Source organism: Streptomyces sp. NPDC054863 (genome assembly GCF_053610825.1).
In genome coordinates this window covers 71,562-94,023 of the sequence record NZ_JBSGZD010000003.1, presented here as the reverse complement: position 1 = coordinate 94,023, position 22,462 = coordinate 71,562, and the positions used below count along the sequence as shown (strand labels likewise).

Genomic DNA, 22,462 nt, shown 5'->3' with positions numbered 1-22,462 from the left:
AGGTACAGGGGGGCAGTGGCAAAGGCGGTCAGAGGAAGTACAGGCGGTTCAGCACGAAGGGGCGGAGCGGGGTCAGAGGAAGTACAGGCGGTTCAGCGGGACGGAGTCCGAGGGCTCCGAGCGCAGCGGGTCGCCGTCGAGGGTGACCAGTCCCGTGCGGCTGTCGACGTCGACGGATCCGGTGCGGGAGTTGAGGAGCAGGTCGGCGGGGCCGATGCCCCGGGTGTGACGGACCGCGACCCGGCGGCGTCGGGTGGGCATGGTGTCGTTGCCCTGGTCCAGGGCCGCCTGGGCGACGAAGGCCACCGAGAGGTCGGCGGGGGCCGCGCCGTGGGCGCCGAACAGCGGGCCGAGTACGAGGGGTTCGCAGGTGTCGGTGGCGGCGTTCGGGTCGCCGGTGACGCCGTACGCGGGGAAGCCCGACTTCAGTACCAGCTGGGGTTTCGCGCCGAAGGAGTCCGGTCGCCACAGCACGATGTCGGCCATCTTGCCGACCTCGACGGAGCCGATCTCGTGGGCGAGGCCGTGGGCGACGGCCGGGTTGATGGTGAGCTTGGCCATGTAGCGCAGGACCCGGGCGTTGTCGTCGTCGCCCTCGGCGCCGCGCTCGGCCTTCATCTTCCCGGCGAGCTGGAAGGTGCGGCGCACGGTCTCCCCCGCCCGCCCCATCCCCTGCGCGTCCGACGAAGTGATCCCGATGGCCCCGAGGTCGTGCAGTACGTCCTCCGCGCCCATGGTCCCCGCGCGGATGCGGTCCCTGGCCATGGCCGCGTCGCCGGGCAGATCGGTCTTCAGGTCGTGTACGGAGACGATCATGCCGTAGTGCTCGGCGACGGCGTCGCGGCCGAAGGGGAGGGTGGGGTTGGTCGAGGAGCCGATCACATTCGGCACGCCCGCCATCTTCAGCACATTGGGTACGTGTCCGCCGCCGCAGCCCTCGATGTGGAAGGCGTGGATCGTACGGCCTTCGAGGACCTTGAGGGTGTCCTCGACGCTCAGGCACTCGTTCAACCCGTCGCTGTGCAGGGCGACTTGGACGTCGTGCTCCTCGGCGACCCGCAGCGCGGTGTCGAGGGCGCGGGTGTGGGCGCCCATGTCCTCGTGGACCTTGAAGCCGGAGGCGCCGCCCTCGGCGAGCGCCTCGACCAGGGGCGCGCCGTGCGAGGACGAACCCCGGGCGAGGAAGCCGATGTTGACCGGCCAGGCGTCGAAGGCACTGAAGGCGTGGCGCAGTGCCCAGGGCGAGTTGACGCCGACTCCCCACACCGGGCCGAACTCCTGGCCGATGACGGTGGTCACCCCGGAGGCGAGCGACGCTTCCATGATGCGCGGCGACAGCAGGTGTACGTGCGTGTCGACCGCTCCCGCGGTGGCGATGAGGCCCTCGCCGGAGACGATGCTCGTCCCGGTACCGACGACGACGTCGACGCCGTCGAGGGTGTCGGGGTTGCCGGCCCGGCCGACGCCCGAGATGCGGCCTTCCCTGATGCCGACGGACACCTTGCGGATGCCCTGGACGGCGTCGATGAGCAGCACGTTGCTGATGACCACGTCGCAGGTGTCGCGCACGGCGGCGGCCTTGAGGTGCAGTCCGTCGCGCGCGGTCTTGCCGAACCCGGCGAGGAATTCATCGCCCGGCAGCTGCGAGTCGGACTCCACGCGCACGGTGAGCCCGGAGTCCCCGAGCCGCACCCGGTCGCCGGTCCGGGGGCCGTGCACGGCGGCGTACTCGTAGGGGGTGATGCCAGGGGTCATCGGGTCGCCTCCGTCGGACGCGGGGTGGGGTGGGGGGTCGCGGGTTCGGACCGGGCGGGGGTGAGGGGTTCGGCGGGGCCGGGCCTGGCCGGGGCACGTCTCATCGCGTCGCCCCGAGGTAGCCGCACGCCGCCGCCCTGCGCAGGGCCTCCTCCTTTGCTCCCGGTGCGTCGAGTGCGCCGTCCACCAGTCCGGCGAAGCCGATCGCGACGCGGTCGCCGCCGATCGGCACCAGGCCCACTTCGGCGCTCTCGCCGGGGCCGAAGCGGAAGGAGGACCCGGCGGGCACGGCGAGCCGCATCCCGTAGCCGGCGGCCCTGTCGAACTCCAGCCGGGGGTTCGCCTCGAAGAAGTGGAAGTGCGAGGTGACCGACACCGGGACCGCGGCGGTGTTGCGCACGGTGATGCGTACGACCGGCGCGGGGTCTTCGTATCCGGGCCCCGGTAGCAGGGCGCCAGGCGCGTCGCCGCCGAGTGTGCCGCCCCCGATGGGGTCGCTCACCACGGCGAGCCGTGAGCCGTCGTCGAAGACGGCCTCGACATGGACCTCGGTGACCACGTCGGCGACACCGGGCAGGACGTCGTCGGGGCCGAGCACGCCGCGGGCCGCTTCGATCGCCTCCGCGAGCCGCCGTCCGTCCCGCGCCGCCTCGCAGACGGTGTCCGCGATCAGGGCGGTCGCCTCGGGGACGTTGAGCCGGAGCCCGCGCGCCCTGCGGGCCCGTGCCAGCTCCGCCGCTCCGAAGAGCAGCAGCCTGTCACGTTCGGTCGGGGTCAGTCGCACGCCGTCACTCCTCCACGCACCAGTTAGAGCATCACTCTAAACATGAGATCGCCCAGGCGGAAGCATTGTCGCCCTACCTTCGAACGAATCACATGGAGCGGCGTGGAACGGGCCCGTTCAGGGCGGCATGCGACAGTGAGCCGTTTTGAGCATGACTCAAACATTTCCCCGCTGCACGAGGGCCCCGTACGCGTGCGGCGCGTCAGCTCGTGACGATTCCGGCGACGAGGTTGATGGCGGTGGCCAGGATGCTGGCACCGAACACGTAGGAGAGCAGGCAGTGCCGCAGGGCGACGGCGCGCAGCGCGGACGTGGCGACGTTGGTGTCGGAGACCTGGTAGGTCATGCCGAGGTTGTAGCTGAAGTACAGGAAGTCGACGTACCGGGGCTGCACCCGGGTGTTGAAGTCGATCCCGCCCTCGGGCGGCGCGTAGTAGAGGGACGCGTACCGGGTGGCGTACATCAGGTGCAGGGCCGCCCACGCCATGAAGACCCCGAGCAGCGCGGTGGCCGCCGCGGCGCGGTTCAGGTCCTTGCCGACCAGGAGCAGGGCCACGATGGCGACCAGGCCGCACAGGGCCGCGCCGACGACGGCCAGTTCCTCGGCGACGGGTCGGAACTCCTCGCGCCGTACGTTGCGCCGGGTGTCGGCGGCGCTCATGGGCCACAGCACGCACCAGCCGGTCACCACGAAGAGGGTCTCCGCGGCGGCGATGCCGGCGAGCACGCCCAGCGCGGCCGTGGTGAGCAGGCCCACCGCCGTGCCGACGAGGGCGCCGGCGAGCGCCGATCCGACGAGCCGGGGGACGGCGGACAGCGGGAGCCGGCGACTCACCGGGCTCAGGCTTCCAGCACGACGACGGCCTCGTCCGTGTAGGTCAGGAAGGTCAGCGTCTCGTGGAGGTACAGCTCGACGCCCTTCGCGTCGTGCGCCGTGTAGCCGACGGCCACGTCCTGGCCGATGAGCAGGGTGAAGTCGCCGCCCCGGGTGGACAGGACGAACGCGCCCTGCAGCGCCGGTGCCCAGATCGGCGGGCCTTCGAGCATCCGCGCCAGATGGGCCGCGACCGGGTAGCCGTGGTCGGAGGTCTCGCTGACCGCCGTGTACGCGTCGGCGCCGAGCAGCAGCGCGTACGGTCCGTCGACGCCGGCCAGTCGCAGCGAGGTCAGCGCCCGGCTGACGGCGTCGGGGTAGTCGCGGGGTTCGGCGGGCAGCCGCAGCACCGGGTTCGAGGACCGCGCGCGCAGCCCTTCGACGTCGGCCGCTGCGTACCCGTCGAAGATCGTCCGGTCCTCGACGTACGCCAGGGTGCGGGCCGCGTCCTTCACGGGCTGCCAGTCGGAGTCCTTCGCACCGCGCTCGACGTCGTCCACGGCGTCCCGGGAGACCGTGAAGGGCACCCGGAGTTCGATGATCGGCCGGGCGCCGCGCAGCCGTGCGTCGACGCCGGGGGCGGGAGCGGCCAGCTCGGTCAGGTGTCCCGTACCGGCGGCGGCGAGTCCCGGGCCCGCCGGGTCGGGGACGTCGACCACGCGACGGCCCGCGACGTGGCGGCGGAAGGTGCGGCGGGCCTCTTCCTCGATCTCGTCCCAGGCCGCCGGTGTGATCGGGGCGAGCTCGCGGTGGAGGTTGTTCGTGGCGGGGGTCGTCATGGGGCCGGGACTCCTTTGAGGCTGCCGATGCCCAGGGAGTCTCCGGGGCGGGTGGCACCGAGGGGCGGGGCGGGGAGGTCGTCGGAGGCGGAGGGGGCGGGGAGGTCGTCGGAGGCGGGACGGTCGTCGAGCAGGGCGGGGCGGCCGTCGTGATCGGGGAGGGCGGGGAGGTCGTCGAGCAGGGCGGCGCCGGGGACGAAGAAGAGGCCGCCGGTCACCGCCCGGGAGAAGTCGAGGATGCGATCGGTGTTGCCCGGCGGCGCGCCGAGGAACATGTTCCGGAGCATCTGCTCGGTGACCGCCGGTGTCCGCGCGTATCCGATGAAGTACGTGCCGAACTCTCCGCTGCCGACCCGTCCGAACGGCATGTTGTCGCGGACGATCTTCTGCTCGGTGCCGTCGACGTCGACGATCGTGTTGAGGGCGACGTGCGAGTTCGCGGGCTTGGCCTCGTCGGACAGTTCGACGTTGGCCGACTTGGTGCGCCCGATGACGTGCTCCTGCTCCTCGGCGGTGAGCGAGGTCCAGGCCGTCATGTCGTGCAGGTACTTCTGCACCAGTACGTAACTGCCGCCCTCGAACAGCGGGTCCTCGTCGCCGATGAACACGGCGTCGGCCGCCGCGCCGCCCTCGGGGTTCTCGCTGCCGTCGACGAAGCCGAGCAGATCGCGCCCGTCGAGGTACTTGAAGCCGTGCACCTCGTCGACGACGGTCACGGCCCCGTCCAGCCGCGCCACGATCAGCGCGGCCAGCTCGAAGCAGAGGTCCATCCGCCGGGCGCGCAGATGGAAGAGCAGATCGCCGGGCGTGGCGGGTGCCCGGTGGCGCGGGCCCTGGAGGGGCCGGAAGGGGTGCAGTTCACACGGTCTCGGCCCGCCGACCAGCCGGTCCCAGCCCCCGGACGCGAGACCGGCGACGCAGGAGAGGCCGTCCTCGGGGAACCGGAACGCCACCGAGCGGGCCAGCCCGGACAGGTCCTGGAGCGTCTCGCGCACGGCGGCCTCGCCGCCCGGGTTCACGGTGGCCACCAGGAAGACGGCCGCCTGGGCGGGCGCCCCGATGACGGGCTGAGCTGTGACCATGGGACTCCCGCCGAATCAAACCCTGAATACGGACAAAACGGACCACGTATGGCAGGGCCAGGCTAACCGCAGGAAGATCGGCGTGCAGCCGACGCTGCTCCGCACCTCGAATGGCGGGACCCCGGATGGCAGGACCTCGGATGGCAGGCGGGCTCCGGCGAACATAGCCTGCACCGAAGGCGCAGTTACTTCCCCCGGAACTTCCCTCCGGGGCCCCGGACGAGGGTGAGAACCATGAGCGTCGGCAAGGACGGGCAGAACCCCCCGGAGACCTCGGAGCCCCCGGCCGGACCCGTCGGAGCCGTTGGCCCCGTTGGTCCCGTCCCCCGGGCCGAGCCTGAGTTCCGCCCCTACCACCACCCCGCGGCCGGCTGGGGTGCGGCCAAGAGCGTCACCCGGTTCATGGCGCGCGAGGGAGCCCTCCCCCTGGACGGGCCCCGGGCGATCATGAAGATGAACCACGAGAAGTCCGGGTTCGACTGTCCCGGATGTGCCTGGCCCGACGACACCAAGGGCCTCCACCTGGACATCTGCGAGAACGGCATCAAGCACGTCACGTGGGAGATGACCCGCAAGCGGGTCGGCCGCGAGTTCTTCGCCGCCCACTCGGTGACCGAGCTGGCCGGATGGAGCGACTTCGAGCTGGAGAACCAGGGCCGGCTGACCGGGCCGATGTCCTACGACCCCGCCACGGACCACTACGTCCCGATCAGCTGGGAGGACGCGTTCGAGCTGGTCGGAGCCACCCTGCGGGGGCTGGACGACCCGAACGCGGCGGCGTTCTACACCTCCGGACGGCTCGGCAACGAAGCGACCTTCCTCTACCAGCTGATGGCACGCGAGCTGGGCACGAACAACCTGCCGGACTGTTCCAACATGTGCCACGAGGCCAGCGGCCGGGCCATGCAGGCGTCCCTGGGCACCGGCAAGGGGACGGTCGACCTCAAGGACTGGGAGACGGCCGACGCTCTTTTCATCTTCGGCGTCAACGCCGCCTCCAACGCGCCCCGGATGCTCACCGCCCTCGCCGAGGCGTACCACCGCGGCGCCCAGATCGTGCACGTCAATCCGCTCGTCGAGGCGGCGGCCACCCGCACCATCATTCCGCACGACTTCAAGGACATGGCCACCTTCCACGCGACCCGGACCAGCACGCTGAACCTGCAACCGCGCATCGGCGGTGACATGGCCCTGCTGCGCGGCATGGCCAAGGCGGTCCTGGAACGGTCCGCGACCGAACCCAGGGCCCTGGACCGGGAGTTCATCGAGCGGCACACCAGCGGCTTCGACGCGTACCGCGCGGTGTGCGAGGCCACGCCCTGGGAAGAGCTGGAGAGGCAGTCGGGGCTGAGCCGCGACGACATCCTCGGGGCCGCCCGGGTGTACGGCGAGGCCGACCGTTCCATCATCAGCTGGTGCCTGGGCCTCACCCAGCACGAGCACGGCGTCGACACCGTCCGCGAGATCGTCAACCTCCTGCTGCTCCGTGGCAATCTGGGACGCGAGGGAGCGGGCCCCTCCCCCGTACGCGGACACAGCAACGTCCAGGGCAACCGCACCTGCGGCATCGACCACCGCCCCGGCGACGCGTTCCTGGACCGCCTCGCCGAGGCCTGCGGGTTCGACCCGCCGCGTGCGCACGGCCTGGACACGGTGAGCACCATCAGGGCGATGCACGACGGCACCGTGACGGTGTTCGTCGGGATGGGCGGCAACTTCGCCATGGCGGCGCCCGACACCCCCTACACGTGTGCGGCGCTGGAGAAGTGCGAACTCACCGTCCAGGTGAGCACCAAGCTGAACCGCAGCCACCTCGTGCACGGTCGCCGGGCGCTGATCCTGCCGTGCCTGGGGCGTACCGAGAAGGACCACCAGCGCGAGGGCGTCCAGAGCACGTCCGTCGAGGACTCGATGAGCATGGTCCACCTGTCGGTCGGCATGAAGCGCCCGGCCTCACCGCACCTGCTCTCCGAGCCGGCGATCGTCGCCGGGATGGCGCGCGCCGCACTGCCGGACAGCGCCACGCCCTGGGAGTGGTACGTGGCGGACTACGACCGCATCCGCGACACCATGGCCCGGGCGCTGGACGGCTTCGAGGACTTCAACCGTCGGGTGCGGCTGCCGCTCGGCTTCCGCATCAAGCAGCCCGCGCGGGAACTCGTCTTCCTCACCCCGTCCGGACGCGCCGAGTTCTCCAGTGCCGCGCTGCCGGACGTCGTCCCCGCCCCCGGCACCCTGGCGCTCGGCACGATGCGGTCCCACGACCAGTGGAACACCACCATCTACTCCGACAACGACCGCTACCGCGGCATCAAGAACCTGCGCACGCTGGTCTTCATGAACCGGGACGACATGCGCGAGCGCGGGATCGCCGACATGGGCCCGGTCGACATCACGAGCACCGCGAAGGACGGCAGCCGCCGCCACCTCCACCGCTACGTCGCGGTCCCGTACGACATCCCCCGCGGCTGCGCGGCCGGCTACATGCCCGAGATGAACGTCCTGTGCGCGCTCGGCGACCACAGCACCCAGAGCGACCAGCCGATCATGAAACACGTCAACGTCACCATCGACCCCGCTTCCTGAGCGAGGCCCGTCAGAGCGGCGGTCCGCCGGGCACCGTTTCCGGCCGGGGCCCGGTGGGGTCGGGCAGGTGGCGGTGTTTCAGGAGGTCGGGGAAGGTCCCCACCGCGTCCAGGGCCATGGTGAGTTCGGCGACGATCTTCGGGTTGTCCAAGGGGCCGCGGAGGAATTCCTCCAGGCGGTGCATGCGGTACCGGACGGTGTTCTGGTGGCAGTACAGGGCCCGCCCGGCCTCGGCTGCCGATCCGTTCGCCTGGAGCCAGGCCTGGGCCGTCTTGAGGAGCGTGGTGCGGTCCTCCTCGGGCAGTGACAGGACGCCACCGAGTACGCGGTAGACCGCGCGCCGGGTGGTCTCCAGGTTGTTCATGACCAGATCCGTCAGCGGGGTGTCGTCGAGCTGGCGTACGGCAGGGGAGCCGGTGGGCAGCGACTCCAGCGCGACCTGGGCGTAGCGCAGTGCCCGGGAGGTCTGGTCCAACTGCTCGTAGGCGGGGCTGATTCCGGCCCGGCCGGTCGTCGCGGCGCGGACGGCTTCGAGGAGTCGGCCGACCGGCAGGCGGCGCGGACAGGAGAGCACGCCCATCTCGTGGCCGGGCTGCGCGCGCCACGCCGATCTGACGTCCAGGGCCCGCAGTCCGGCCTCCAGGCCGGGCAGCGGGGAGTCGCCGACCTTGAGGGTCTCGGCCACCACCACGAGGAACTTCCCCTGATAGGGAAAGCTGAGCATGCGGGCCACTTCCCAGATCGTGTCGCTGCCGGCCAGCGGGCCGTCGGTGAGCGCGGCGACCAGTGCGGAGCGGCGCCGGTCCGTCGCCACCAGCCGCTCGGCGACGGTTTCCCGGTAGGAGTCCGTGAGCGCCGACGAGTAGCTGTCGGACAGGGCCCAGACGCGGGGGGTGGCGTGCAGGAGCGCGCTCATCGCTTCCGTGCCCGCGTGGTGCGCCTCGGCCCGGAGCTGGTCCCAGAAGAGGGCGAAGCCCAGCCGGTAGGCACGCAGGATCTCCGGCAGCGGAACGCCCTGTTCGGCGCGTTTGCGGCCGGTCGCGGTGGGTGCGGACAGGTCGGCCGCCGCCGAGGCCGACCCGGGGTCGGTGAGGTGGGCGAGTACGAAGCCGACGTTGTGCCGCAGGGAGTCGTGCAGGTCCTCCGGCCCGACGACCGTGTTCCGGTAGAACTCGATCTCCCCGTAGATCTGATCGGCCATGCCGGCGACGATCTCGTCGAGCCGGTGGCTCAGCGCGAGGGCGATGGCGGAAATGCGGCCGTCCCGGCTTGTGTCCTGCATGCCCCGACCCTAGAGCAGCCGGCCGCCGCGGCAGGCGTCATCTGCCGTACCCGCAAAGGTAATTGTCGGGGCCGACACCCTTCCTTGTCGGTGGGTACATAGCCGTGCCCGACGGGGTGCTGGGAAGATCGATCATGCCGATGCGACCGCGCCGGGGCCCTGCGGAACGGCCCGGCCCGCGGTCCGAAAGACCTTGATCCGCACCACCATGATCCGCACACCTTGATCCGCACCACCATGATCCGCACCACCATGATCCGCACCACTTTGATCCGTACCCCTGGGGGAACCGAGCGTGACCAATCTCGCCACCGATCTCAAGGACGCAGCCGCGCGGCATCCGCAGCGGCCCGCGGTCCGGCTCGACGACGGCTTCCTGAGCCTCGGCGCGCTGGACGAACTCAGCGCGCGCGTGGCGGGCGGGCTGCTCGCACACGGTGTGCGCTCCGGCGACCGGGTGGCGGTCGTCCTGCCGAACGTCCCGGCCCTCCCCGTACTCTGCTTCGGCATCCTGCGCGTCGGCGCGACCGCCGTGGTGGCGAACCCTCGGTCCGACGTGCGCCGCTTGCGGCAGCGCGGCGGCCACTTCGGGGCTTCGCTGTACTTCGCCTCGCACGAGGCGGCGTCCCAACCCGCATCCGGCGCGCGGGCGACGTGTGTCCCCGTCGGCCCCGGCTTCCTGGAGCAGGTCGCCTTCTGGCCCGAGCACACCCATGTGGTGCACCGCTCCGACGAGGACACGGCCGTCCTGCTCGGCGCCGGGGAGAGGAGCGGGACGACGGCCGAAGAGACCGGGACCGGAGCGAGGACCGGACCGCCCCCGGGCATCAGGCTGACGCACGGTGCCCTGCGGGCGGGCCTGGTGCGGGTTCCGCAGCTGGACGCGGTGGGGGCCCTGCGGCCGTGGGACGTCATGGCGGGAGCCCGGTGACGCACTGCCGGTGTACCAGGTCCTGGGGCCTCACTCCGGTGCCTCCTTGATCCGGCGGCGCGAGCCGAGATCTCCGACGAGAACGGGACGTACACCTGCGCCCTGCCGGGCAGGAACTCCGGCGGTGCGGGAACTGCCTTTACCGATGCGGCACTTCGTCCCCGCCGAATCCCTGCCGAATCCCTGCCGAGCAGCTCTACGACACCGGCTCGGTCGCAGCGGGGACGGTCGAGGGCGGCCCGGTGCGCGGCCTCGGCACCGGGGGCAGGAGGGCCGGGGCGGGGGCCGCGGCTCCGGCCTCGGCCTGTGCTCCGGCCCGCGCTCCGGCCTCTGCCGCTGCTTCGGCCTCGGCTTCGGCTGCGACGGCGGTCAGCAGCTGACGCAGCGCGGTCGGTCCGTGGGGTCCCGGCAGCGGGCCTTCGAGGGAGGCGAGCGCGCGGTGTGCCCGGCGCCGGGCGCGACCGCTGCGGCCGTGGTGGTGGTCGACGAGCGCCTGCGCGTAACGGGCGAGGGCACACGCCCAGGCGTCACTGCGGATGCCGGGCCGGGTCAGCGCCCGCCGTGCGGCACGTTGCGCGGCGCGCGGCGCGAAGTCCGTCCGGGCGACAGCCAGGGCGGCCAGGCTCACCACCGCGCTGGGCCCGCCGAAGGCCTGCGCCGGGACCGTACGGGCTGCCTGGTCGAAGTACTCGGCGGCGGCCCGTGCATCGCCCTCCCCGAGTGCCAGCAGGCCCTGGACGTGGGCGATCCAGCCGATCGCCGCGTCGTCCCCGGCCAGGACGGCCGCCGGCCAGGCCCGGTCCAGCAGCTCACCGGCGGCCCGAGGTTCGCTGTACGAGGTGAGCCAGGCCGCCAACCACAGCCCACGCACCGTCAGTTGGCGGTCGGTCGGGCACAGCTTCAGCAACTGCAGCAGATAGCCACGGCCTTCCTCGGCGCCGTCGTGCACCGCCCACCAGAACCAGAGGTTGAGGGCGGTCTCCAGGGCCAGTTCCGCGTGGTCGGGATGGTGCAGCGCGTGGCGCAGGGTGGCCCTGAGGTCCTCCTGCTCGTCCCGCACGAGCCGCATCGCCTGGGCCTGGGAGCCGCTGCTCCACAGGCTTTCGGCGACCACCGAGATCTGCCGGTAGTGGATCGCGCGGCGGTCCGCGGCCACCTCGACCTCCTCGGCCTCGCGCAGCCGTTCGGCGCCGAAGTCCCGCGCGGATCGCAGCATGCGGTAGCGCGGTTCCCGCAGCCCGCCGGGGGCGCGCACCGTCTCCAGTACGTGCAGCGCCGCCAACTGGGCGAGACAGGAGGGAACTTGATGCGGCAGGACGCTCCCGCCCGCGCACATGACCGCGGCGGTCGATTCGTCGAAGCTCCCGGCGAGGACGCTGAGCCGGCCCCACACGATCCGCACCTCCCGGTCGCACAGTACGTAGCTGGCGCCGACGGCGGTCCGCAGCGAGCGGTGCCTCCGCACGCCCGACCACGGGCGGCTCAGCCAGCACTGGTCCTGCTCCAGAAGCTCCGCGAGGTCGGCCGGCCGATGCCGGTCCAGCTGCTCGGCGGCCAGTTCGATCGCGAGCGGGAAGCCCTCCAGAGCGTGGCAGATCGCCGTCACCGACCGCAGGTCCGGGTCATCGCCGAGCCCCGCCGCGTGGTCCCCGGCCCGGTCCAGGAACAGTTGGACCGCCGGTGATCGACCACTCCCGCCTTCGGGCGCCTGCGTGCTCAGCGGCGTGAGCTCCAGCACCTGTTCCTCGCCGAGCCCGAGGGCGGACCGCGACGACACCAGGACCCGCAGCCCCGGCACGGCCATCAGCAGCCCCTGCACCAGCCCCACGCATTCCCGGTGGACCAGGTCCATGTCGTCCAGGACGAGGAGCACTCCGGTCGCGGCAAACCGCTCCACCAGCGCCTGAAACTCCACAGCCCCGGGGACCGGCCGCGCTCCGGCCGCAACCCCAGGAACCGACCGCATCCCCGCCGCAGCCCCCGGGTCCGGCCGCGCTCCGCCCGCAGCCCCCTCGGTCACGGCCCCTCCGCCCGCGGCCCCCTCGGTCACGGCCTCCGGACCCTGCCGCGTTCCGGTCGCCGCCCCGGTCACCGCTTCGTACACCGCGGCGGCCAGCGCCCCGGGGGTGCCACGCCCGCTGCCCTGCCAGCGCACATGGACCACACGACGCCACGGCCCCTTCGACGTCCTGGCCGTCAGGGCCACGAGGGCGCTCTTGCCCACGCCCGCCCCGCCGACCACCGTCACCAGCCTGTGCTCGTCCAGCAGCTCCTGAAGGGCTCTCCGCTCCCCGCCGCGCCCGACCAGACCGCCGGGCACGGCCCCTTTCACGGCAGATGGCACCTCAAGCCTGCCGATACGACTGAGCACTTACTCATCCCTCCACATGGGTGACGCCACGACTGGTGCGCGACACCGCGACCGGCCGGTGAAATCCGAGTGCAGAACCGTCACTGCACAGCAGTCCCAACGCGGCAGCGGCACCCAGGTGGCGCACTTCCTCCCCCGGTCACGCACCCTGATGAGCGCTCGAACCCGCGAACGGTGCTCCCGCTGTTCGGACGCCGGGCAGGCGTCACCTGCCGAGCAGCGACCTCAGTACGGATATGTATTCGGACCCGGTGCTGAGCGGTGCGTACCTGGGCGGGTCCGCCGGGCCGGTCAGCGCGTCCAGCGGAGCGACCACCACGCCGTAGTCGGGCCGGTGCTTGTACTGGATCGACATCCGGTCGCCCCGCACCGCGCCGACCCGGTGCGGTGCCGCCCGGTACTGCCCGTTCGACCAGCGCTGCAGGTAGTCGCCGAGGAAGACGAACAGGGCGCCCGGTACGGCCGGGACCTCCTGCCACGTCCCGTCGGGAGTGCGGACGTCCAGGCCCGGTGCGTCCTGGTCGAGGATGGTCAGCAGGGACAGGTCGATGTGCGGAGACATCGCGTAGCCGACCTCGGAGTCCTCCGCGGACGGGTGGGCCGCACCGTAGTGGTTCAGGCCCAGCCGGTGCAGGGGCGTACCCACGTGCCCGGTGAAGAAGTCCTCCTCCAGTCCCAGCCCCAGCGCGCAGGCGGCGAGGATTCCATCGCCCAGCAGGGTCAAGTGGCGGAAGAGTTCCAGGGATTTCGGGAAGTGGGCGTGGTAGAAGTCCACGGACTCCGGAATGCCGAGCTCGTCGGTGACGTTCCCGATCCGGTACTGCTCACAGGCCTCGGCGCCGCTGTGCGTGCGGCTCTTTTCCCTGCCGAATCCGCGGTATCCGAGAAACTGGGACTTCTCGGTGGCTTCGTACCTGTTCTTTTCTTCCAGGGGCAGTTGGTAGAACCGCTGTGTCTCCTCGTAGACCTCCGCGATCAGGCCGGCCGGAATCCCGTGGTGGTGCACGAAGAAGCAGCCCTCGTGGCGCCAGGCCCCACCCAGTTCGGCAGCCACTGCCGCCCTGTCCCCGGAGGTCCATTCCGCAGCGTTTCCCGGCAGTTGTACGTGCGTGGTCACTGAGATTCCCCCTCTGTGGCGGTACGGGACATCACATCGCCACTCCACGCTATTGATCCCGCACGATCAGTCACCACGGCCTTTTCGGCCTCACCTGGCTCAAAGCCCGCCGCCCGCATCGCGCGTCAGTGGCCGAGGCGGGCAGGGGCGCGGCCTCCCGGGCAACTGCCCTACGGGGCAGTGCGTGTCCGGCAGGTCAGGTCCTCGGCCGGGAGCCTGCCAGTGACCAGATAGACCGTGGCGCTCTCGTCCGCACAGGACTTGAAGGGGTAGACGCCGTGCCCCTCTCCCCCGGCGACCGTGACCATCCGCGAGCCGCGCAGGGCCCGGTGCATGGCCTGCCCGCTGACCAGGGGCGTTTGGGGATCCCACTGGTTCTGCAGGATCAGTGTGGGGACCTTGTTGTGCACCGTTGTCGCGGGCTCGCTGCCCTGCTTCCAGAAGGCACACGGCTTGATGCCGGCCGCGAAATCGCCGTACAGCGGATACCGGATCCTGTCGCGGATCGCGTCGCGGCGGTACCGCGCGGGGTCGTCCGGCCACGACGTACGGGTGTCGGCGCACAGAACGGCCCAACTGCTCGCGTCCCCGTTGTCCGGGGGAACCTCACGGGCGGACGCCGTCGTGGCGGGGCCGGGGGACAGCTCGGGCGCCCCCGACCGGGCCGGCTTCTTGCCCTCCGCGGCCGACTTCAGTGCGGCGACCCATTCCGCGGCTGCCCGGACGTCGAAGAACGTGTGGCGCCCGGCACGGATGTCGTCGCCGGTGACGGACTTCCCGTCGAGGACGAGGGGGTTGCGGTCGGCGCGGTCGATCAGGCCCCAGAAGGTCCTGCGGACCTCGGCCGGGGTGCCGCCCAGCCCGTATGCCGTGTGCCGCCGGGCGGTCCATGCGCTCCATCGTACGAAGGCGGGCTCGGTCCCCTCCGCCATCACCCGGAACATGCCCCGCCCGTAGCGCGCGGGGTCGGCCGCGCTGTCCAGCACGAACCGGTCGGCCCGCCGCGGGAACATCTGTGTGTAGACGGCGCCGAGGTAGGTGCCGTAGGAGTACCCCAGGTAGGAGATCTTCTTCTCTCCCAGCACCGCACGGATGACGTCCATGTCGCGGGCGGTGTTGCGGGTGGTGAGGTGCCGGAGCGTGTCGCCCGCCCTGGCCCGGCACTTGTCGGCCACCGTACGCGCCCACTGCACGTCCTTCGCGAACGTCCGGGCGCGGTACGGGCGGTCGGTGATCATTTCGTCGGCGGTCAGACCGCAGCCGACCGGAGAGCTCTGCCCGACCCCCCTCGGGTCAAATCCGATGAGGTCGTACCGCCTCCGCACTTCCCCGGGCAGGGCCGCTCCCGGGTCGACAGGCATGTTCAGACCCGGCCCGCCCGGACCGCCTGGGTTGAGCAGCAGAACTCCGCGACGTTCCTTCGCACTGCTTGCCTTCAGCCGGGACATCGCGATCTCGATCTTCTTGCCACCGGGATCGCCGTAGTCCAGCGGCACTTGGAGGGTCGCGCACTGAAAGGCGGCGGGGTTTTCCGCGTCGCAGCGCTGCCACCGTGGCTTCTGCTGCGTGTACTGCCGCAGAGGATTCTTCGCGACGGTCGCCCGGGGCGCGGTACCGGACGTGGTGATGGCCGTCGCGGGCGGTGTCAGCGCCGAAACGAACGTCGCCACGATGCCGAAGGACAGCAGACATGCTGTTCGTGTGTTGCGCGCCATGACGCGCGTCGGCCCCCGGTGAGCAGCCGGTGGACGCACTGCGTCTGCTGCCGGCGCCGTGTGCGGGGGCAACGCCTCTGTCTCCTGCATGTTCATCAGCCGTCCTCGGGTCAACTGGTCAGGGCACGATCCTGGCTTCCGGGGCGCGGGACGCGCATCGCCGCAAGGCGGGAAAAAGTGCTCCCTCGATCGGGGGAGGCCCCGGCGAGCAGCCCGGCCCTTCGGGCCGCACCGTTGGGCCGCACCGTTGGGCCGCACCGTGATCGGGCGCAGTCCGGCCGCTGCTACTCGTCCCCGGTCAGGGGGTGTTGATCAGAGGGTGGTGATCAGGAGGTGGCGATCAGGGGGTCGCGATGAGTTCGCCGAGCCGCACGGCCAGCCACGGCCTGCGACCGCCGGCCCGCATCCGGCCGCGTGCGACCGCCTGCCAGATCGGCGTGCGGCGGAAGGAGACCAGCAGGAACGCGGCCGGCGCCGCCGTGATCCTGCAGTCGTAGGAGCGCGGCGGGGCGTCGCGGGTCACCGTCACCGTCCCGTCGTCGACGACGACCGCCAGCCGCAGACCGCCCTTGATCACGAGGTCGTACGCGATGCGGACATTCCGCGCCTTCGCCCGGTCCAGAGCCAGCGGCAGCACCGTGGGCATCATCTGCCCGAGCGCCAGGCGCGCCTCGTCCGGGCCGATCGGCCACGGAAGTCCGGCGCCGCGCGCGATGTCCAGACCGTGTACGAGGCTCTCGCTGAGCATCAGACCGGTCACGGCCGCCAGCGTCACTTCCTGTCCGTACCAGGGTGCGGCGACGGGCGTGTCCGGGGCGATGCCCTCGGTCACCCGCAGGAAGGCTTCCGCCCGCTCGGTGAGGAACTCGCCCAGCAGGGCGCGTTCCGCACCGCTGACGAGGCCGATGGACGTGTCGTTCATGGCCGTGATCCGCTCGATGAACGCCATGTCGCCCGGCGGCAGGACTTGTTCCCGGTGCACGGGCTCTTCGGAGGAGACGGCAGTGGTGGTGGAGAGGGAGGAGGCGACGGAGCCGTAGGCGAGATACACGGCCGCGAGGTGCGCGCCGACGTCACCCACCGTCCACACCGGGACACCCGAGGCCGCGTCCGGGTCGGGGACCTGGCGCACCAGCCGCACCAGTCGCGGGACCGCGGCACGCAGTGCGGCGCGGGTCCTCTCGTGCTCGGCGACAGGATCGAATCCCGTAACGGCGCCCGTGCCCACACCCATGCCACTCCCCCGTGCCTCGGATCGAGCCCGAAGGTTACCGCCGGGTAGTCCGGCCGCGACAGGGCCGTGCACGATCACAAAACGGCCGCGACCCGACACGCAATGCCGGGCGGTGTCGTTGAACTGGTCATGCAGCCTGAAGAAACGTTTCCCTCCCCTTCTCCGGCCCCCGCCAGGGCCCGCGTCCCACGGCCGGGCCACCCCGCGGACGCCGGTACCCCGATCTACGACGCCCTCGTCCACAGCTGGAAGGAGCAGGGCCGTCAGCTGCCCCGGCCCCGCCCCCGGCCCGGGAACGGCTTCCCCGGCGGCACGCACCAGGAGCCCCTCCGCTCACAGACGGGTACGTGGGTGGGCATGCGGGTGGGCACTCGGGTCCGCACCTCGAACTGGCAGCCGGGCACCGCCGCCCCGGACCACAGCCCGTGAGTGACGTGCGGGAAGCCGATCGCCCCGTCCGGTGAGAAGCACCGCGATCCGGGCAGGGTCAGGCGGTGAAACGTTTCTCCAGTGACACCCGGGCCCAGATCGCAGCAATCGTCGACGCGGTCGCGGCCGACGACCTGCCGCGTCTCGACACCCTGATCGAGACCTTCGTCCAGCACGCCGATCTGACCGACCTGTTCGCGCTCCGCACCGCCCTTGCCGACGCCCTCGTTTGCGGGGACCCGCCGCCGGATCGCTGATGCGCCCGTCGGGCGCAGTGTGTGAAGAGTGCGATGCAGGGCAAGCGGACCGCGACGGTTCCCTCCGCGTACGCCCCGCTCTGGAGCCCCCGTGAAGCAAGCAGCCCCCGTGAAGCAAGCGCCCCCCTCCCATACCCCTCCCGAACCGCTCGGCGCCTACTGGCTCGAACACACACCGCCCGGTTCGCCCGCCACCTGCCTCTGCGGGCAACGCCCCCTGCCCCCGCGTACGCCCGAACCCGGCCCGCCGTGCGCCGCAGCGCTGTGGGCCGCCACGGCGCTCCTCACCGCGGGGGCCGTCCTCATCGCGGCGGCGCTGGTGCACTGGGGAAGATAGGAACAGACCGGCCGTTCCCGCCGCGTCAGCCGCCCCGTCGGCGCTCCGTCAGCGCTCCGTCAGCCGCCCCGTCAGCCGCTCCCTCAGCCGCTCCGTCCCGGCCACGAGGTGTCTGCGGTACGTCGCGTCGCCCTGGGCAGGCCGAGCAGGTCCGCCGCCCGCCGTGGGGTGCCGACGGGCCGGAGGTAGGTGTGGTGCAGGACGCGAAAGCCCCGGCGGTCCGCGACGGACGCCTCCCGTTGAGTTCAGCCAGGAGCCTTCTGCCGGAAGCGCCGGTGAAGACGTCGGTCCCGGCCCCGCCACACGAGGGGCGGGGCCGGGACCGACCTGACCGGCCGTGCGGCAGGCTCAGTCCTCGCCCAGCCGGGACAGCGCCTCGGTGATGATGCGGGTGGCGAAGTCGGGGTCGTCGGTGATGCGGTTGATGTGCTCCGCGAGCAGGAAGACGGTGGCTTCCAGGGGCTTCATCTCGTCCTCGGTCCACGGTCCGTACTGCGTGCGCCAGAGACCGGGGCTCAGTCCGGTGCCCGCGGCGACGACCAGACCGGCCATGGTGGGGACGGCCTCGGGGCCGACGCTCTTGGGCATCATGCGCAGCGCGGCCACGAGACTGGGGACCACGTACTCGATGACGTCCTTGTCCTGGTCCTCGTGGACCCTGCGCAGCCACGTCATGAACATGTAGATGAGGGTGCACGCGCCGTCCAGCACGTCCTCGGCCCCCTCGGGCCCCAAGGACGCGAGGAACTGGTCGGTCAGCGCCTGCTGTTCGGGGTCGGTCCCGGTCCTGCCGTCGTGGATGCCCTTGAGCCGGGAGTCGATCAGCATGAGCGCCGCGCCCACGTCGCCGGCGGGAGCGTACTGGGGGTCACAGGACGATGGCACAGGATTCCTCCTCGGGCGACCACTGTGGGTAATGCGGTGCATTCGTACCGTAGACCGCCCACGAGGCCGGGGTCCGGCGAATCCCTGTGAAGCGCAGGCAGGACCGAGAAGGCCCAGGTCATCCCGTGCGTCCCGATCCACAGGGCAAGCACTGACGGGCTGACGATGCAGGCGAGGACCCCGGCGACGTCGCCGGGTCCGCCCAGCCGCTCCAGCGCCGTCGGGGACTGGGCCACCGGCCGAAGAGGACCCGTCAGGGAGCGGGAACGGGGCCGCCGGGCCTGAAGCGCTCCACGCCGACGATGTGCCGCACCTTGACCGGGCGTACGACCACCGCCACCCGCTGCTCCCCCGGCATGATCCACTCGAACCGCTCGCTGCCCAGGTACTTGCGGGCCAGCCGGTCCATCCGGTCGTGCGCCTCCTCGCCCTCGATGAAGCGGACCACCTCACCGCTGATCTGCACGCGGTCGAAGGGGTCGACGGCGTCCGCGTGCGAGAGGTAGACGCGGGGGTCGCGGCGCAGATTCTGCTCCTTGACCCGGCCCACCGAGGTGTTGAAGGTCAGCTCCCCCTCGCCCTCCAGATCCACCCACATCGGGCTGACCTGCGGCGCTCCGTCGGCGAACACGGTGCCGACGTACCAGATGTGAGCGGCTTTCAGGCGGGCACGGACGGCTTCGTCGAAGGTGACAGTCATCAGGGGAGGCTACCAACCGGGACCTGCGGGACGGCTCGGGGGGAGCCTGCCCCGTCGGCGCAGGCCAGCAGGGGCGTGGAGGCCGGAAGGGGCGTCCGGTGCGCACCCGGGGTTCGAGAGGAGCGCGAGCCGGTACCCCGCGCCCTTCGCGGCACGGGCGAGCGCCGCCATCCGGCGGGCCGACGGCACCTTCGCCCAGGCGCGTCCCATCAGGTTCTCCGGGGCGACGTGCGTGTCGAGCAGGACGGCGGTTCCCTCGTTCCACTCGGCCTGACCGATTTGGCCGATCTGGCCGATCTGGCCGATCTGGCCGATCTGGCCGATCTCCAGGGCTGTGTACAGCCGTTGACCATCGGGATGGTCGTTGAGGGTCGCCCGCCAGGCTTCCGCGGGAAGCCCCTAGGACTCGCACCAGGCGCGGTGCACGGGGCGCGGGTCACCGGCCAGTACCCCGGCGAAGTCCAGGAGGAGACCGCGCGGGGCGTTGTGGTCGGCGGTGTCCGTGGGCTGCGGCATGCTGCGGGGATCCTCTCCGTCGACCTCAACGTCGACGCTGCAGCGCGGTGTTCTGCCCGTTGGCCGCAGCGTGTTTCGGCGGATCTGGAGAGTGAGGTCGGGAGGGCCAGCCGTCCGTTGAACTCGAACCGAATCGTGGCGCATGCGGTGTCCCAGACGAGGCGGGTGGCCGTTCGCTGCGGCTGCCCCGGCGTTTGCGGTGGGCGTCCTGGTCAGCGGGCTGCGGGATCACTGCCCGGATTCCACGTCGGCACAGGTGAGTCCGGATCACGCGGGACGAGTAGGCCTTGTCGACCAGAACTGCCCCCTGTGGGGTTCTGGGCCGACTGAGAGGCCGGGGCACCCGAAGCCGGCCCATGACCTGGGTGAACGCGGGCGCGTCACTGGCCTGGCCGGGTGTGAGCACGAAGGCGAGCGGCGTACTGCGGCTGTCCGCGGCGGGGGATCTTCGTGGTCAGCCCGCCGCGGGAGCGCCCGAGGGCTTGGTGGTCCGGCTCACCGGCCGTGACCCCTCAACGTCCTGGTGCGGTACTTGAACGCGATCGCGTCGATCACCAACCGGTGATCACGCCATCGTCCACCCCGCCGAGAAGTCCGATCCGGCGCAGCAGCTCAATGCGCACCCACTGGGTGCCAGTCAACGACAGATGATCCGAAGGAGACGCCCTTGGGCGGCGCCGGGCAGCAGAGGGGCCCTGCCGCCCGGCTGCAGTGGCGTCGCGTCAACAACTCCCCTGCTGAGGGGTCCTGGTCCGGGTCGAGACGCAAGAGGCCCTGAAACGCCATGGATTGTTCACACTCCACCGACGCTACTGAGACGATCGCCTGAGGCAGCGTAACTACGCAACCGGCCGTCGCACACCGACACCGAGAAACAGTGCCTGAGCAGTGGATTCATGGAGAGAACCAATTCTTCAAAACTGCCCTCCCGCTCCGATTATTGAAGAATGACAGCGCCCGATCTTCAGTTTTCGTTCGAGAGGCTGTCTCGTCCTGGTCGCGCCGGTAAAGATGTTCGTGGCAGGGCATCCAGCGTCAACTGGACCTTGTCAGTACACCTTGTCCGGGTCACTCGGGTCGGTGCCGCGGCTCTCTGCGGCATCCGGCTCCACAGGAAGAATCGAGAACTCATGTCCTTCGCCCTGCCGCAGGCTCTCTCGTACCACCAGGCCCTCCGGCCCTGCTCCGCTCGCGGTGACGCGGTCGTCGCTGCTCCGGGCGCGCTTGTGCCGCCTGCGGCTGCGGGGGTGTTGGCCCTGGTGCTCGCAGGGGTGGGCTGGCTGGTCATGCTCGGCTGCACTCCGCACATCGCTGTGGCGACGGTGGCCGCCAGCGGTGTCGTGGCGGCCGAGTTGCGGCTGCGGTTGTCCTGAAACAGGTAGGGGGGTGCCGGGGCGCCCGGCACCCCTACTCCGTCGAGAGGAGCGTGACCAACTTGGCACGGCCTAACAACGAACTGCCGAACGAGCCGGATCTGCCCTGTGTGGAGCTAGCAGCGGACTTGCGTGGACTGCGGGAGCGTGCCGGACTCACCCTCAGTGCTCTGTCACAGATTTCCGGGCTGGCGACCGGAACCTTGTCCAGTGCGCAGAGCGGGGTCAACGTACCCAGCGAGAAGACGCTCAAGGCGTTCGTCACCGCCTGTGGCGATGCCGATGCCATCGCGTGGTTGGTCCGTCGGGAGGCCGCGCTGCGCGGGGAGCGTCCGGCGTCGGCGGGGTCTCCCACTCGGCGCATGGTCCACGAGGACCGCATCCGGCCCGCATGGCGGGGGACCTGGCGGCGCTGGGACAAGACCGCTCGGCTGACGCCGCCCTCGGGTGCCACGGGCCCTCGGGCGCTGCCGTTCTGGCTGTCGGGGCTGCGGGCCTACCGGGCGTTGTCGTTCCGGGCGATGGCTCGGCAGTGCGACTACGCGCACTCCACGCTCGCTGCCATGGCCCACGGATTCCAGCCCGTGACGGTGCGGGGGTTGCTGGCCTTTCTCGACGCCTGTCGGGTTTCGAGTTTCGCGGAGCGGGTCGAGTGGCTGGAGCTGCTGGAACGCACCTGCACCAGCCCTCGCCGGCGGCTCGACGCGGCACGCGAGCAGGTGCGTCTGCGCGCTCTCATGTCAGGAAAGCCTTCGGATGCCTCGGGGGAGGCTGCATCGACCGGCGAGGACGACGGCCCGCGCGGCTGGCCCGAACTGCCCAGGCCCGCCTGGCCGAGGCAGCGGGCCGTGCACGTGGATCGGTATCTCCTCAGGACCGATCTGCAGGCGTTGAACCGGTTCTACGGTGGCCAGTTCGTCCCGCTCCTGGCACGACACACAGGCATAGGAATCTCGACCTTGCACCGATACCTGCGCAACGAGGTCGGCTTTCTCGGTGCGGATCAGATGAACAGGATGGCGGCTGCCCTGGTCAGGCTGGGCAGTACGCCTCCGCCCCGGGACCGGCTCGCCTCCGTTCTGCCGCCGTCGGCCGCCTGGGCCGGGCCGGGCCGGAAGCCGGTGCACCCCTCCGGCGCCGCTGTCAGGGGCGGGGCGTGAGGTCGTCGGAACGTCCGGCCTCGATGCCGTACTGCCGGGGGACGGGGCGGCCGTTGCTGCGCATGGGGTGTTCCCGGGGCGCGTCCTTGGCCTGGGGCCAGCCGGGTGGTGAGTCCTCCCGGAGTTCGGGCCGCGACGATCGTCGACCAGGTCCTGGGCGGGCGGCAGTGCCGGTCGGGCCTGGGTCTGTCACCACCACCCTCGGCGCGCAGGTTCCCGTGCCGGTCGACGAGGTGGGCGGGCCGGGGCAGCCGGCCGTCGATCACCTGGCCGGAAGAGTCCCGCCCGGAGCTTC

General features: G+C 71.4%; 19 protein-coding genes and 1 pseudogene. 7 read left to right on the top strand and 13 right to left on the bottom strand.

Translation table 11 applies throughout. The annotated features are described in order from the left end of the window. Positions 1 to 72: 72 nt before the first annotated feature. The 5 genes from ACWGIG_RS01520 to ACWGIG_RS01500 form a co-directional block, all read right to left on the bottom strand. Positions 73 to 1,755 carry an urease subunit alpha gene (locus tag ACWGIG_RS01520; protein ID WP_453319433.1) on the bottom strand — a complete coding sequence of 561 codons (1,683 nt, stop codon included), beginning with the start codon at positions 1,753 to 1,755 and terminating at the stop codon, positions 73 to 75. Positions 1,756 to 1,855: 100 nt separating this feature from the next. Then, entirely contained in the window at positions 1,856 to 2,539 is a 684-nt protein-coding gene (ureA, locus tag ACWGIG_RS01515; RefSeq protein ID WP_453319432.1) for an urease subunit gamma, read from the bottom strand. 202 nt (positions 2,540 to 2,741) lie between these two features. Next, positions 2,742 to 3,383 (bottom strand): DUF1345 domain-containing protein, encoded by a 642-nt coding sequence (locus tag ACWGIG_RS01510; RefSeq protein WP_453319444.1) that lies wholly within the window; start codon positions 3,381 to 3,383, stop codon positions 2,742 to 2,744. Then, positions 3,380 to 4,192 carry a family 1 encapsulin nanocompartment shell protein gene (locus ACWGIG_RS01505; protein ID WP_453319431.1) on the bottom strand — a complete coding sequence of 271 codons (813 nt, stop codon included), beginning with the start codon at positions 4,190 to 4,192 and terminating at the stop codon, positions 3,380 to 3,382. Before ACWGIG_RS01505 ends, ACWGIG_RS01510 begins: the two co-directional genes overlap by 4 nt. Further along, on the bottom strand, positions 4,189 to 5,274 hold the full coding sequence (locus ACWGIG_RS01500; RefSeq protein ID WP_453319430.1) for a Dyp-type peroxidase: 1,086 nt from the start codon (positions 5,272 to 5,274) through the stop codon (positions 4,189 to 4,191). The genes ACWGIG_RS01505 and ACWGIG_RS01500 overlap by 4 nt, the downstream gene beginning before the upstream one ends. A 234-nt stretch (positions 5,275 to 5,508) precedes the next feature. Between ACWGIG_RS01500 and ACWGIG_RS01495 the strand changes: the two genes are divergently transcribed. Then, positions 5,509 to 7,860, top strand: coding sequence for an FdhF/YdeP family oxidoreductase (locus tag ACWGIG_RS01495; protein WP_453319429.1), 2,352 nt, complete (start codon positions 5,509 to 5,511; stop codon positions 7,858 to 7,860). A 10-nt stretch (positions 7,861 to 7,870) separates the two neighbouring features. Here ACWGIG_RS01495 and ACWGIG_RS01490 read toward each other — a convergent pair whose 3' ends face one another. After that, entirely contained in the window at positions 7,871 to 9,142 is a 1,272-nt protein-coding gene (locus tag ACWGIG_RS01490) for a PucR family transcriptional regulator (protein ID WP_453319428.1), read from the bottom strand. A 295-nt stretch (positions 9,143 to 9,437) separates the two neighbouring features. Here ACWGIG_RS01490 and ACWGIG_RS01485 point away from each other — a divergent pair, with 295 nt between their 5' ends. Further along, complete coding sequence (locus ACWGIG_RS01485; RefSeq protein ID WP_453319427.1) at positions 9,438 to 10,073, top strand: AMP-binding protein; 636 nt, start codon at positions 9,438 to 9,440, stop codon at positions 10,071 to 10,073. Positions 10,074 to 10,269: 196 nt separating this feature from the next. Here the strand turns inward: ACWGIG_RS01485 and ACWGIG_RS01480 are convergent, their stop codons facing one another. The 4 genes from ACWGIG_RS01480 to ACWGIG_RS01465 form a co-directional block, all read right to left on the bottom strand. Beyond that, positions 10,270 to 12,405, bottom strand: a complete 2,136-nt coding sequence (locus tag ACWGIG_RS01480; RefSeq protein WP_453319426.1) for an ATP-binding protein — start codon at positions 12,403 to 12,405, stop codon at positions 10,270 to 10,272. 244 nt (positions 12,406 to 12,649) lie between these two features. Further along, the gene (locus ACWGIG_RS01475; RefSeq protein ID WP_453319425.1) at positions 12,650 to 13,561 is read right to left on the bottom strand and encodes an isopenicillin N synthase family dioxygenase; all 912 of its coding nucleotides are present in this window, start codon (positions 13,559 to 13,561) and stop codon (positions 12,650 to 12,652) included. Between the two features lie 170 nt (positions 13,562 to 13,731). Further along, the gene (locus ACWGIG_RS01470) at positions 13,732 to 15,276 is read right to left on the bottom strand and encodes an alpha/beta hydrolase (RefSeq protein WP_453319424.1); all 1,545 of its coding nucleotides are present in this window, start codon (positions 15,274 to 15,276) and stop codon (positions 13,732 to 13,734) included. A gap of 340 nt (positions 15,277 to 15,616) precedes the next feature. Continuing rightward, complete coding sequence (locus tag ACWGIG_RS01465) at positions 15,617 to 16,510, bottom strand: maleylpyruvate isomerase N-terminal domain-containing protein (RefSeq protein WP_453319423.1); 894 nt, start codon at positions 16,508 to 16,510, stop codon at positions 15,617 to 15,619. Positions 16,511 to 16,639: 129 nt separating this feature from the next. Here ACWGIG_RS01465 and ACWGIG_RS01460 point away from each other — a divergent pair, with 129 nt between their 5' ends. The 3 genes from ACWGIG_RS01460 to ACWGIG_RS01450 all read left to right on the top strand — a co-directional run bounded on the left by ACWGIG_RS01460 (position 16,640) and on the right by ACWGIG_RS01450 (position 17,533). Beyond that, on the top strand, positions 16,640 to 16,939 hold the full coding sequence (locus tag ACWGIG_RS01460) for a hypothetical protein (protein WP_453319422.1): 300 nt from the start codon (positions 16,640 to 16,642) through the stop codon (positions 16,937 to 16,939). Positions 16,940 to 17,004: 65 nt separating this feature from the next. Beyond that, positions 17,005 to 17,196 carry a hypothetical protein gene (locus tag ACWGIG_RS01455; RefSeq protein WP_453319421.1) on the top strand — a complete coding sequence of 64 codons (192 nt, stop codon included), beginning with the start codon at positions 17,005 to 17,007 and terminating at the stop codon, positions 17,194 to 17,196. A 109-nt stretch (positions 17,197 to 17,305) separates the two neighbouring features. Continuing rightward, positions 17,306 to 17,533, top strand: a complete 228-nt coding sequence (locus ACWGIG_RS01450) for a hypothetical protein (RefSeq protein WP_453319420.1) — start codon at positions 17,306 to 17,308, stop codon at positions 17,531 to 17,533. Positions 17,534 to 17,881: 348 nt separating this feature from the next. Here the strand turns inward: ACWGIG_RS01450 and ACWGIG_RS01445 are convergent, their stop codons facing one another. The 3 genes and pseudogenes from ACWGIG_RS01445 to ACWGIG_RS01435 all read right to left on the bottom strand — a co-directional run. Next, the gene (locus tag ACWGIG_RS01445; protein WP_453319419.1) at positions 17,882 to 18,418 is read right to left on the bottom strand and encodes a hypothetical protein; all 537 of its coding nucleotides are present in this window, start codon (positions 18,416 to 18,418) and stop codon (positions 17,882 to 17,884) included. Between the two features lie 253 nt (positions 18,419 to 18,671). Beyond that, positions 18,672 to 19,118 (bottom strand): TIGR03618 family F420-dependent PPOX class oxidoreductase, encoded by a 447-nt coding sequence (locus ACWGIG_RS01440; protein WP_453319418.1) that lies wholly within the window; start codon positions 19,116 to 19,118, stop codon positions 18,672 to 18,674. Positions 19,119 to 19,800: 682 nt separating this feature from the next. Then, a pseudogene (locus ACWGIG_RS01435) lies at positions 19,801 to 20,113 on the bottom strand (transposase); the annotation flags it as partial. Positions 20,114 to 20,764: 651 nt separating this feature from the next. Here ACWGIG_RS01435 and ACWGIG_RS01430 point away from each other — a divergent pair. After that, positions 20,765 to 21,007 (top strand): hypothetical protein, encoded by a 243-nt coding sequence (locus tag ACWGIG_RS01430; RefSeq protein WP_453319417.1) that lies wholly within the window; start codon positions 20,765 to 20,767, stop codon positions 21,005 to 21,007. Between the two features lie 53 nt (positions 21,008 to 21,060). After that, entirely contained in the window at positions 21,061 to 22,167 is a 1,107-nt protein-coding gene (locus ACWGIG_RS01425; RefSeq protein ID WP_453319416.1) for a helix-turn-helix domain-containing protein, read from the top strand. The last annotated feature ends 295 nt before the right edge of the window (positions 22,168 to 22,462 follow it).